Origin of the sequence: Streptosporangium sp. NPDC000563, from assembly GCF_040299985.1 — a bacterium.
Taxonomy (GTDB): domain Bacteria; phylum Actinomycetota; class Actinomycetes; order Streptosporangiales; family Streptosporangiaceae; genus Streptosporangium.
In genome coordinates this window covers 181816-193459 of record NZ_JBEPDA010000015.1, presented here as the reverse complement: position 1 = coordinate 193459, position 11644 = coordinate 181816, and the positions used below count along the sequence as shown (strand labels likewise).

Sequence of the window (11644 nt, the reverse complement as noted above, 5' to 3'; positions counted from 1 at the left end):
TTGGCCCGCAGGTCGGGATCGACCAGGGAATCACCGTCGCCCTGGCCCTGTCAGATGCCACCATGCGCGAACACGGCCCCTGGCTCACCAGCGGCCAGAGAGAACACCTGCGCCGCTTGGAGAAGAAGTCCGCCCGCCAGCGCCGCACCCGCCCCCCCGGCCGGCTCACCTCCAAACGGCTGGCCCGCACCTACAACCAGATCGCCAAGGCCCGCGCGACAGCCAAGCGCCGAGCCGTCGACTGGCAGCACCAGACCACCACCGAACTCGCCGACACCTTCAGCGTGATCAAGGTGGAAGACCTGAAGATCAAGAACATGGTCCGCTCCGCCAGGGGCACCATCGAAAACCCCGGCAGGAACGTCGCACACAAGGCCGGGCTGAACCGCTCGATCGCCGGAGAAGCCTGGGATCGCACCGTCACTCTGCTGGAGTACAAAACCCGCGACCGGGGCGGGCAGGTCGTCAAGGTCCCCGCCCCTGGCACGTCGCAGACCTGCCACCAGTGCGGCCACCGCGACGCCGCCAACCGCGACAAAACCAGGTTCGCGTGCCTCAACCCTGATTGCGGGTGGGTCGGCCATGCCGACACCAACGCCGCGATCAACATCAACAACGCCGACGGAACGCCGGTGTCAGGACGTGGAGACCTCGGGGCTACCCGGTCTGCGAAGCGTCAACCCCCGCGCGCCGCTTAACCGCGACGCGACGGGAGAATCCCCGGCCTTCAGGCCGGGGAGGAGTTCAAGAGGGGGGCCGGGTCATGGAGAGGACGTCGAGCAGTTCGTCGAGCCGTTCCTCGGTGAGGGTGCCGTTGGCGACGTGGCCGCGCTCGATGACGACCTCACGGATGGTCTTGCGCTCGGCCAGGGCCTGCTTCGCTATCTTCGCGGCCTCCTCGTACCCGACGTACGGGTTGAGCGGGGTGACGATCGACGGCGACGACTCCGCGTACTCGCGCATGCGGTCGACGTTGGCGGTGATGCCGTGTACGCACCGGTCGGCCAGTAGGCGGGAGGCGTTGGCGAGCAGACGCACGGACTCCAGGATGTTGCGCGCGATGACCGGGAGCATCACGTTGAGCTCGAACGTGCCGGAGGCGCCGGCGAAGGCGATGGCCGCGTCGTTCCCGATGACCTGGGCGGCGACCATGGTCACCGCCTCGGGGACGACCGGGTTGACCTTGCCCGGCATGATCGACGACCCGGGCTGCAGGTCGGGCAGGTTGATCTCGCCCAGTCCCGCCCGGGGGCCGGAGCCCATCCAGCGCAGATCGTTGGCGATCTTGTTGAGCGAGATCGCGACCGTGCGGAGCTGGCCGGAGAGTTCGACGACGGCGTCCCTCGCGCCCTGGGCCTCGAAGTGGTCGGGAGCCTCGGAGAACGGCAGCCCGGTGGTCTGGCGCAGCTTCTCGATGACCTTGGCCGCGAAGCCGGGCGGGGTGTTGACGCCGGTGCCGACCGCCGTACCGCCCAGGGGCAGCTGGGTGAGGTGCGGGAGCGCGCTCCGCACCCGCCCGATGGCGTTGTCGATCTGTGTGGCGTACCCGCCGAACTCCTGTCCCAGCGTGACCGGGGTGGCGTCCATCAGGTGGGTGCGCCCGGCCTTGACCACGCCGTCGAACTCCAGCGACTTGTCCCGCAGCGCGGTGGCGAGGTGTCGCAGCGAGGGGATCAGGTGGTACGAGACCTCGGTGGCGGTGGCGACGTGGATGGAGGTGGGGAACACGTCGTTGGACGACTGCGAGGCGTTCACGTGGTCGTTCGGGTGGACGGGACGGCCGAGCCGCTCCTCGGCGAGGGTCGCGATCACCTCGTTGGCGTTCATGTTGGAGGAGGTGCCGGAGCCGGTCTGGAAGACGTCGACGGGGAACTCGCCGTCCCACTCGTTCTCCGCGACGTCGGTGGCGGCCTCGGCGATCGCCTCCGCCAGCTCCTTGTCGATCACCCCCAGCTCCGCGTTGACCTCGGCGGCGAGCGCCTTGATCAGGCCGAGGGCCGAGATGTGCGGGATTTCCAGTCCGCGCCCCGAGACGGGGAAGTTCTCCACCGCCCGCTGGGTCTGCGCCCGCCACTTCGCCCCCGCGGGAACCCGTACCTCGCCCATCGAGTCATGCTCGATCCGATACTCGCTCATGACCCCAGTCTGCGTCCTGAGGAGGAAATCAAACGGCGGGTACGGGGTCGCCCTCGCGGGGCGTTCTCGGAAGGGGGGTCTCAGAAGATGGCGGCCACCGCGAGGATCATGATCACCACGAGGGCGATCGCCGCCACGCCCATGAGGACGAGGACGCCGATCCGGGTCTTCTCCGACGGGGGCTTCCTCGGCCCGGGGCGGCCGGGGTCGGGCTGGGCGTTCTGCCCCGCGATCGCGAACAGGTCGGTGCCCAGGCCGGGGGAGCGGTAGGCGCCGTCCGACGCCTCGGGGCCCGGCGGACGCCAGGGCTGTGCGGGCACCGGCCCCGGCTGGTCGGGGGGCGGGTTGCCGGGGACGAGTCTCAGCGGAGGGGGCGCCTCCGCCCCCGGGCCTCCCGCGCCGGGCCTCCCGAACTCCGGAGTGACCGGCGGGAAGCCGTGTGGCGGGGTGGCGGAGAGATCGGCTCTGCCGCTCACGGGGAACCCGTGGGGCGGCGTCGCCGACGCCTCGGCTCCCGGCTCCGCGAAGGCCGTCTCGTCGTCCGGTTCCTCGAACGCGCCCGGCCTTCCGAAGGCGCCGGGTCCCCGGGCGACGGGGGTTCCGAGACCGGGAGGGCCCTGCCGTCTCGCGGCCGGATCGCCCGGCTCTCCGAAGGGAGGACGGTCGGGGTAGGGCGAGGTCGTCGGGCGGCCGGAGGCCGCCGGGGACGGGGCGGCGGGCGGTGTGCCGCCGGGGATGCGCAGGCCGTCCTTGGGGCGGATGACCATCACGGTGCGATTGGCGTCGAATTCCTCGGCGTCGTCCTCGGGGTCCTCGTCGGCGCCCGGGGCATCCCCGATGTCCGCCGGGAAAGGGGCCGCGGAGGCCGAGGGGGACGGCGTGGGAGGGGGCGTGGCGGGCGCGGGGACCGGTGGCAGGGAGTCCGCGAGGTGCGAGGGGGTGTCGGCCACCGCCCGCAGCAGCGCCCCCGCCTGGGCGGCCGTCAACCGCGCCGTGTGGTCCTTCTCCAGCAGCTGTTCGAGCACCGGGCGGAGCGGCCCCGCCTGGGTCGGCGGGTCGACCTGCTCGCTCATCAGCGCGGCCAGGGTCTCCGCCACGGAGGCCCGCTCGTAGGCCGGGCGGCCTTCGACCGCGAAGTACAGCGTGGCGCCGAGGGACCACAGGTCCGACTCGGGCCCGGTGTGCTCGCCGCGGGCCCGCTCGGGTGCGGTGTATCCGGGGGAACCGATCACCATGCCGGTCTTGGTGAGGCTCGTGTCGCCCTCCGCCTTCGCGATGCCGAAGTCGGTGAGGACCACCCGGCCGCTCTCGGTGATGAGCACGTTGCCGGGTTTGACGTCACGGTGCAGGACCCCCTGGGCGTGGGCCGCGCGGAGCGCCCCCAGCAGGTCGGCCCCGATCTCGGCGACGAGGCGGGGTGGCAGGGGCCCCTCCTCCTCGATCACCTGCTCCAGGGAGCGCGCCTGCACGAGCTCCATGATGATCCAGGGGCTGCCGTCCTCGACGATCGCGTCGTGGACGGTGGCCACCGAGGGGTGGCTGATACGGGCGGCCGTACGACCCTCGCGGATCATCCGCTCCCGAAGCTCGGCGCGTTGCGCCTCGCTGAGGCCGGGCTCCTGACGGATCTCCTTGATCGCGACCTCACGGCCGAGGGAACGGTCGTGGGCTTTCCAAACGGTGCCCATCGTGCCTCGGCCGAGCGGCGCGATCAGCTCGTAACGGTCCGCGAGCACACGCGTCTGCTGTTCCGGCATGAGAAGAAGATAGCCATTCCACCTTGAGAAGCGCTTTACCCGCGCTTACGGAGTTCCCTCGGCCAGAGAAGACGTGGGAGGACCAACCTTATAAAGGGCGTCATAAAACGGACAAGTGGCCGATAGGTTGGCGAAATCTCCACCGGCTTCCGATGGACCCCCTCACCGGGACGCCGGTGCGCCCGGAGTTGGGGTGTCGGCCCGGACGGAGGTCCCGACGGCGGTGGGGGCGTCCCCGGCGACGAGGGGCGCGGTGCCGGAGGCGGCGCGGAGCCGACCCGGTGCATCCCGCGGTGCTGGGAGCGGCGGCTGAACGGCGGGGCCGACGCGCCGTCGGACCCGCTCGCGGACGACCTGACGTTGAATCCGCCCGAGGAGGACCTGCCGCCGGACCCGCCCGTGGACGACCTGCCGCCGGACCCGCTCGCGGGAGGCCTGACGTCGGGGCGTGCGGACGGCCTGGAGAAGGACTCCTCGACCAGCCCGCCGGCCGCCACCCTGGCGAGCATCATCAGGGCACGTCCCGCGTCGAGCCGGGCGTTCGGGTCGATCGTGAGGAGGCCGCGCAGCACCGGCGTCAGCGGTCCGGCCCGCTCCATGGGGATCGGCTCGCCGCTGGTCAGCGCGGCGAGCGCGGCGGCGGCCGTACGACGCCCGTGCAGGCCCCGGCCCTCGACGGCGGTGTAGAGGGTCGCGCCGAGCGACCACAGGTCGCCGGCCGGGCTGGCCTTGGCGCCCAGCACGCGCTCGGGGGCGATGTATCCGGCCGAGCCCAGCACGATGCCCGCCTGGGTGATCGACACGTCTCCTTCGAGCGCGGCCAGGCCGAAGTCGGTGAGCACGGCCCGGTCGTCGGTCACCAGGACGTTGCTCGGCTTCACGTCGCGGTGGAGGATCCCCTTGGCGTGCACGGCGCGCAGCGCCCCCAGGACCTGCCTGCCGATCTCCGCCACCTGGCGGGGCGGCAGCGGGCCGTGGTCCTGGAGGAGTTGCTCCAGCGACCTGGCGCGGAGCAGCTCCATCACGATCCAGGGGCGCTCGTCCTCGGTGACGACGTCGAAGACCGTGATGACGGAAGGGTGGGCGACCATCGCGGTCGCGCGCCCCTCGCGCTCGGTCCTGGCGCACAGCTCGGCGCGGAGCTCCTCGTCGAGGATCACGGGAAGGCGAACCTCTTTGACGGCCACCTCGCGGTTGAGCAACTCGTCGTGTGCACGCCAAACAGTGCCCATGCCGCCGCGCCCAACCGGTTCGGACAACCGGTAGCGCGCTGCGAGAAGGTATCCGGGCGGCGCACGCATGTGGTGCAGCTTACCGATTTGCGTAATGCGACCAGTAGAGACAGGCCCGAATCTTCTTGCCAACTTGAGTCAGATTTTCAGGCTTGTAACTGTTAGGAAACAATGAGTGACATCTGTTGGATTGGCTGGACTCGACGGCTTCTCTCCGTAGTCGGACCGCACGTTGCGGTGAAGGGGGTTGTTCTCGTCGGGAGTGGTGGCCGACGGAACGATGGTCCCGCCAATGATGGTTGCGGCCGTCGTTCCCGAGGTGTCACGCACACCGCCGCACGGCGCTCCGACGTCGAGCTCGTCGACCTCGGGCGCCTGTACGGCGGGTCCTGACCCTCGGCGTCCCGCGAGGGGGTGTGTGGTCAGCGGCGGCCGATGGTGAGGACGGGGCCGGTCGAGTCGGCGAAGAAGTCCTCGCCCTTGTCGTCAACGACGATGAACGCGGGGAAGTCCTCGACCTCGATCTTCCAGACGGCCTCCATGCCCAGCTCGGGGTATTCGAGGACCTCCACCTTCTTGATGCAGTCCTGGGCGAGGCGGGCGGCGGGGCCGCCGATGGAGCCGAGGTAGAAGCCGCCGTGGGCCTTGCACGCGTCGGTGACCTGCTTGGAGCGGTTGCCCTTGGCGAGCATGACCTTGGAGCCCCCGGCCGCCTGGAAGCGTTCGACGTAGGAGTCCATGCGCCCGGCGGTGGTGGGACCGAAGGAGCCCGAGGCGTACCCCTCGGGGGTCTTGGCGGGGCCGGCGTAGTAGACCGCGTGGTTCTTGAGGTACTCGGGCATCTCGCCGCCCGCGTCCAGGAGCTCGCCGATCTTGGCGTGGGCGATGTCGCGGGCGACCACGAGCGGGCCGGTCAGCGACAGGCGGGTCTTGACGGGGTATCTGGTCAGCTCGGCGAGGATGTCCGCCATCGGGCGGTTGAGGTCGATCTTGACGACGTCGTCGGAGAGGTGGTCGTCGGTGGTCTCCGGCAGGAACCTCGCCGGGTCGGTCTCCAGCCGCTCCAGGAAGACCCCCTCGGGGGTGATCTTCGCCAGGGCCTGGCGGTCGGCGCTGCAGGAGACCGCGATGGCCACGGGGCAGGAGGCGCCGTGGCGGGGGAGACGGATGACGCGGACGTCGTGGCAGAAGTACTTGCCGCCGAACTGTGCGCCGATGCCGAGCTTCTGGGTGAGCTCGAAGACCTTGGCCTCAAGGTCGGTGTCGCGGAAGCCGTGACCAGAGGGGGAGCCGGAGGTGGGGATGGAGTCCAGGTAGCGGGCGCTGGCGTACTTGGCGGTCTTCAGGGCGAACTCGGCGGACGTGCCGCCGACGACGATCGCCAGGTGGTACGGCGGGCAGGCGGCGGTCCCGAGCGAGCGGATCTTCTCCTCCAGGAACTGGAGCATCCGCTTCTCGTTGAGCACCGCCTTCGTCTCCTGGTACATGAAGGACTTGTTGGCGCTGCCGCCGCCCTTGGCCATGAACAGCAGCTTGTACTCGTCGGGGTGGCCGCCCGGGTCCTCGGCGTAGAGCTCGATCTGCGCGGGGAGGTTGGAGCCGGTGTTCTTCTCCTCCCACATGGTGAGGGGGGCCATCTGGGAGTAGCGCAGGTTCAGGCGGGTGTAGGCGTCGTACACCCCGCGGGAGATGTGCTCGCCGTCGGCGCCGTCGGTGAGCACGTGGCGCCCGCGCTTGCCCATCACGATCGCGGTGCCGGTGTCCTGGCACATCGGGAGCACGCCGCCCGCCGAGATCGAGGCGTTCTTCAGCAGGTCGAGGGCGACGAAGCGGTCGTTGCCGCTCGACTCGGGGTCCTCGATGATCTTGCGGAGCTGGGCGAGGTGGGACGACCGCAGGTAGTGGGAGATGTCGTGGATCGCGTTCTCGGTGAGCAGCCGCAGCGCCTCGGGCTCGACCTCGAGGAACCTGCGTCCGGCGGCCTCGACGACCCGTACCCCCTCGGTGGTGATCAGGCGGTATTCGGTCTCGTCCGGTCCCAGGGGAAGCAGGTCGGTGTAGTCGAACTCGGGCATCGTCGTCGATCCTCCGTGCGGGCGCCGTTTTCCCTAGAGGGTACGGCCTCGTGTTTCGCGCTCGGCCTCCGCGGTCGGGTTGCGCGCGGCCAGGCGGACATATGAGATGAAAGACACATATTTAGGGCAAGTGTTGATGACCTATGCGTCTTTTATGGCTATCTGTCCGAATTCAAGGAGGAGGCTGGAAAGAGCCGGATCGAGCGTCCGGCGGAAGCGGGGAGACAGACGATGAACATCGGAAACACCATCATGCTGGCGATCGTGGCCCTCTTCGTGGTGGCCGGTCTCACCGTGTCACTGATCGCGATCACGCTGACGAGCATCAAGGAGACCGGCGGACGCGTTCCCCAGTGGCCGGTGAGCTGGCCGGAACCTCCGCTCACCCTCCCTCCGCAGAAGCCCGGCACCGCCTCCGGGCCGGCGAGCCTGCCCTCGCAGCGGGTGGCCCTGCACCCGCGGGACGGGGAGACCGTGTGGCGGGTCAGCCTGCCCCAACGGGTCGAGATTCCCCGGCAGCGGGTCGCCTCGTCCCGGTCGGCCGACGTGCCCTCGCAGCGGGTGAGCCCGCTGAGCTGAGGCCGATGACGATGCCGGCGACGACGAGCGCGGCGCCGAGCAGGTCGGGTGCCGAGGGTGCGCCGAGGCCGAGGACCGCGCCGGTGGCGATGGCGCCGACCGGGATCAGCCCGGCGAACAGTCCCGCGGTCGCCGGGCCGAGCCGGGGCAGGGCGTCGTACCAGAGGAAGAACGCCACGCTCGTCACGATCAGCGACTGGTAGCCCAGACCCGCGAGTTCGGGCGCCGTCGGCACGCGGATCATCGCGGTGCCGTCCACGAGCAGCCCGGTGACCACCAGCATCGGCACGGCCAGCGTCACCGAGTACGCCGAGACGCGCACCGCTCCCAGCTTCGGCAGCAGCGGGATGGCGAGCAGGGAGAAGCAGACCTCGCAGCCCAGCGCGCCCAGCGACCAGAGCAGCCCGGTCAGGTCGCCGCTGCCGAGTCCGGTCGCCACCGTCGCCCCGGCGACGACCACCGCCGCCGCCCCGACGAGCCGGGGCGAGGGGCGTCCGCCGATCAGGGCGAGCGCGAGCGGTACGGTGCCGAGGACGGTCCCGACCAGGGCCGGACCGCCGTGCCGGGTGGCCTCGATCACGCACACGTTGAAGATCACCAAACCGGTGAGGGAGAGCGCCGCGAGCAGCGCCGTCTCACGGGGGGTGAGGCGGACGAACCGCAGCCCCGCGAGCCGGGCGACGGCGAGCAGGATCACGGCCGCGAGCAGGTAGCGCAGGGCCTGGCCGCCGTGGACGGGGTACTCCCCGATCACCCCTGAGACCCCCGCCAGGGTGCCCACCAGGAACATCGCCGTCGCGGCCTCGACCGGGCCGCGCCATCCCCGCCGGGCGGCGGTGCTGACATCCACGTTCATGTGCGAAATGCTAGGAAACCAATGGCACCCCTGTCGGGTCCAATCCAGCGGTGAAACAGAGGACCAATTGGCGGACCTGCACATCGTCGTCGACCGGGCGGCGGGCGGTGTCGCCGCCCAGATCGCCCGCGAACTCCGCGAGGCGGTGCGGCGCGGGCGGCTGGCGGCCGGGGCGAGGCTGCCCGCCAGCCGCGAGCTGGCGCGGGATCTCGGGCTCTCTCGCGGCGTGGTGGTCGAGGCGTACGAGCAGCTCGTCGCCGAGGGTTTCCTGATCTCCAGGATCGGGGCGGGAACCACCGTGGCACCCGCCGCGAGCCGTCCCGCGCCCTTCGACGGTCCTTCCCCGACGCCGCCGGGCCGGCCGCGCGCGAAGGCACGCACCCCCCGCGCGCAGGAGAGCGTTCGCGGGGAGGAGAGCGGTCGCGGGCCGTACCGGGGGCGCCGTTCCACCGCACCCGACCTGGGGGCGTTCCCCAGGCAGCGGTGGCTGGCCTCGATGAGGAGGACGCTCGCCACGCTGCCCGCGGAGGCCCTCAACTACGGCGACCTCGGCGGTGTCCCGGCGCTGCGCGAGGAGCTGGCCGCCTATCTCGGGAGGGTGAGGGCGGCCGACGTGAGCCCGGACAACCTGGTGATCGTGGGCGGGGTGGCCCAGGGGGTGAGCCTCACCGTCCAGGCGCTCGCGGGCAGGCTCCCCCGAGCCGGCTCCCCCCACGATCTCGGCTGGTTCGTCCGGCGGGCCGCGAACCCCGTGCCGCCCCCCGGCCGGATTCGGCTCGCGGTCGAGGATCCGGCGGGGGCGCGTCAGCTCCCTCTGCTGCACGCCGCCGGCGCCGACCTGGTCGCCGTCCCCGTGGACGGCGAGGGCGTCGACGTCGGGGCGCTGGCCGCGACCGGAGCGCGGGCGGTGCTGCTCACGCCCGCGCACCAGTATCCGACGGGGGTCGTGCTCTCGCCCCGCCGCCGCGCCGAGCTGATCGAGTGGGCCGTCGCGACCGGCGCGGCGATCCTGGAGGACGACTACGACGCGGAGTTCCGCTTCGACCGCGACCCGGTGGGCTGCCTGCAGGGGCTGGCGGCCGACCGGGTGATCCTGATCGGGAGCGTCAGCAAGTCCCTCGCCCCCGGCCTCCGCCTGGGCTGGGTGGCGGCCCCGCCCGAGATCGCCGGATCGCTGCGGCTGGCCCGCGGCGAGCTGGACCTGGGATCACCCGTCCTGGAGCAGTACGTCCTGGCCGACTTCATCACGACCGGCGACTACGACCGGCACCTGAGAAGGATGCGCCGGGAGTACCGCGCCCGCCGCGACGCCTTCACGCTCGCCCTCGGCGAGCACCTTCCCGAGATCACCGTGTGGGGTGTCTCCGCCGGGCTCCACCTGCTCGCCGAGCTGCCGCGTGACTGGGACGAGGTGGCGGTGGCGGAGACGGCCCAGGAGTACGGGCTGGCGGCCGAGCCGGTGGGGCCGATGCGATACGCCCCGGGTCCGCCCGCACTGGTGATGGGCTTCGCCCGTCTGCCCGTGCACCGCGCCGACGCGATGGTCGGTGCCCTCGCGGACGCCCTGCGCCGCTGGGTCGCCCCGTGATCCGTGCCCTCGCGGGAACCCGGCCGCCGGTGCCACCGAGGTCGGCGGCCGCGATCCGGGTCCTCGTGGAAACCGGCCCGGCCGTCTCGCGATCCGCCTCCCGGTGGGTGCCGCGCGCCGCTGAGCAGCCCTACGACGACGCCTCCCACCTGTGGATACGCCGTCCGGTGGACGTCGCCCACTGCCCGATGGATCGTCCTGATGTCCTGACAAATTCTTGACGGCTTCCCGGTCCTCACCTAGAACTGGGGATCAACCGCTTTCTTCTCCGAAAGGCACAATGCGTGTTGGATCATCGGGAATCCGCAGAATTAACGCGTTTCCCAGCGTGGTCCGGGGGGAAGCGGAGAGTCACCGCACCGCTGAGGACACCCTCGTGGCGCCCTGCCTCGCCGAGGCCGCGGAACCCTCCCGGCGCGAGGGGCGTCCGGTGCGCGACACGGAGGTGATTATGTGAGAAGAGGCGATCCTGTGAGAGAGTCCGGCTCCGCCGTCGAAGGAGCCCCGGTGCGAACGGCCGGCGCGCCCATCTCCTGGGGGGCCTGCGAGGGCCCGGGCTGGGGGCGGCAGCCGGATCGTTCTCAGGTGCTCGCCGAGATGAGAGAGCTCGGCCTGACGGCCACCGAACTCGGCCCCGCAGGGTTCCTGCCGCCCTCGCCGACACACTGCCGCTCCCTGCTCGCGGAGTACGGGCTGCGCGCGGTGGGCGGGTTCGTCCCCGTCGTCCTGCACGAGGCCGACCACGACCCGCTCCCGATCGTCCGGGCCGCGATGCGCGCCTTCATGGACGGCGAGGTGGACGTGGTCGTGCTCGCCGCCTCCACCGGTGGCGAGAGCCACGACGCCAGGCCGGAGCTGGACGCCGTCGCCTGGAAGACCCTCACGGGCAACCTGCGCCGGATCCTCAAGAACGCCAAGGAGTTCGGCAGGACCGTCACCCTGCACCCGCACATCGGAAGCGTGGTGGAGAACCGCGAGGAGGTCCAGCGGGTGCTCGACGACAGCTCGATGCCGCTGTGCCTGGACACCGGCCATCTCCTCGCGGGCGGCACCGACCCCGCCGAGCTGGTCTCCCACGCCGCGGAACGGATCGCGCACGTCCACCTCAAGGACGTGGACGCCGCGATGGCCGAGCGGGTCAGGGCGGGCGAGCTGACCCACACCCGGGCCGTGAGAAACGGTCTCTACCGCCCGCTGGGCGAAGGCGACGTGAACCTCCCCGCCGTCGTCGGCGGCCTGACGGCGGCCGGGTACGACGGCTGGTACGTCCTGGAGCAGAACATCGTGCTGGAGCCTGCCGGCGGTGGTTCCGATGCTCCCAGGGAGCCCGGTGGTTCCGGCGAGCCCATGGAGAACGTCCGCGAGAGCCTGGCGTACCTGAGGAAGCTCACCGGCGACGAGAGCGGCCGACCGGGCTGACG

General features: G+C 71.3%; 9 protein-coding genes. 4 read left to right on the top strand and 5 right to left on the bottom strand.

Annotated features, from left to right (window positions below; genetic code table 11):
* A partial coding sequence (locus tag ABT352_RS28300; RefSeq protein WP_350947981.1) for an RNA-guided endonuclease InsQ/TnpB family protein occupies positions 1–698 on the top strand: 698 nt, incomplete at its 5' end.
* Positions 699–744: 46 nt separating this feature from the next.
* On the opposite strand, the gene ABT352_RS28295 is transcribed toward ABT352_RS28300, so the two are convergent.
* The 4 genes from ABT352_RS28295 to ABT352_RS28280 all read right to left on the bottom strand — a co-directional run bounded on the left by ABT352_RS28295 (position 745) and on the right by ABT352_RS28280 (position 7200).
* Positions 745–2136 (bottom strand): class II fumarate hydratase, encoded by a 1392-nt coding sequence (locus tag ABT352_RS28295; RefSeq protein WP_350947980.1) that lies wholly within the window; start codon positions 2134–2136, stop codon positions 745–747.
* 80 nt (positions 2137–2216) lie between these two features.
* Positions 2217–3893: a serine/threonine-protein kinase gene (locus tag ABT352_RS28290; RefSeq protein ID WP_350947979.1), complete on the bottom strand. Its 1677-nt coding sequence runs from the start codon at positions 3891–3893 to the stop codon at positions 2217–2219.
* A gap of 35 nt (positions 3894–3928) precedes the next feature.
* The gene (locus ABT352_RS28285) at positions 3929–5194 is read right to left on the bottom strand and encodes a serine/threonine-protein kinase (protein WP_350947978.1); all 1266 of its coding nucleotides are present in this window, start codon (positions 5192–5194) and stop codon (positions 3929–3931) included.
* A gap of 353 nt (positions 5195–5547) precedes the next feature.
* Complete coding sequence (locus ABT352_RS28280; protein ID WP_350947977.1) at positions 5548–7200, bottom strand: fumarate hydratase; 1653 nt, start codon at positions 7198–7200, stop codon at positions 5548–5550.
* A 231-nt stretch (positions 7201–7431) separates the two neighbouring features.
* Here ABT352_RS28280 and ABT352_RS28275 point away from each other — a divergent pair, with 231 nt between their 5' ends.
* The gene (locus ABT352_RS28275; RefSeq protein ID WP_350947976.1) at positions 7432–7779 is read left to right on the top strand and encodes a hypothetical protein; all 348 of its coding nucleotides are present in this window, start codon (positions 7432–7434) and stop codon (positions 7777–7779) included.
* Here the strand turns inward: ABT352_RS28275 and ABT352_RS28270 are convergent.
* Positions 7685–8635, bottom strand: a complete 951-nt coding sequence (locus tag ABT352_RS28270) for a DMT family transporter (protein ID WP_350947975.1) — start codon at positions 8633–8635, stop codon at positions 7685–7687. The two genes, ABT352_RS28275 and ABT352_RS28270, sit on opposite strands and share 95 nt — an antisense overlap.
* 67 nt (positions 8636–8702) lie before the next feature.
* On the opposite strand from ABT352_RS28270, the gene pdxR reads away from it, so the two are divergent.
* Positions 8703–10223, top strand: a complete 1521-nt coding sequence (gene pdxR / locus ABT352_RS28265) for a MocR-like pyridoxine biosynthesis transcription factor PdxR (RefSeq protein WP_350947974.1) — start codon at positions 8703–8705, stop codon at positions 10221–10223.
* A gap of 507 nt (positions 10224–10730) precedes the next feature.
* Entirely contained in the window at positions 10731–11642 is a 912-nt protein-coding gene (locus tag ABT352_RS28260) for a TIM barrel protein (RefSeq protein ID WP_350947973.1), read from the top strand.
* Positions 11643–11644: the final 2 nt, after the last annotated feature.

What these genes read in the sequence shown, in the direction of transcription:
- ABT352_RS28295 (WP_350947980.1), bottom strand. Translation starts at nt 2,136, where the DNA reads ATGAGCGAGTATCGGATCGAGCATGACTCGATGGGCGAGGTACGGGTT.
- ABT352_RS28290 (WP_350947979.1), bottom strand. Translation starts at nt 3,893, where the DNA reads ATGCCGGAACAGCAGACGCGTGTGCTCGCGGACCGTTACGAGCTGATC.
- ABT352_RS28285 (WP_350947978.1), bottom strand. Translation starts at nt 5,194, where the DNA reads ATGCGTGCGCCGCCCGGATACCTTCTCGCAGCGCGCTACCGGTTGTCC.
- ABT352_RS28280 (WP_350947977.1), bottom strand. Translation starts at nt 7,200, where the DNA reads ATGCCCGAGTTCGACTACACCGACCTGCTTCCCCTGGGACCGGACGAG.
- ABT352_RS28275 (WP_350947976.1), top strand. Translation starts at nt 7,432, where the DNA reads ATGAACATCGGAAACACCATCATGCTGGCGATCGTGGCCCTCTTCGTG.
- ABT352_RS28270 (WP_350947975.1), bottom strand. Translation starts at nt 8,635, where the DNA reads ATGAACGTGGATGTCAGCACCGCCGCCCGGCGGGGATGGCGCGGCCCG.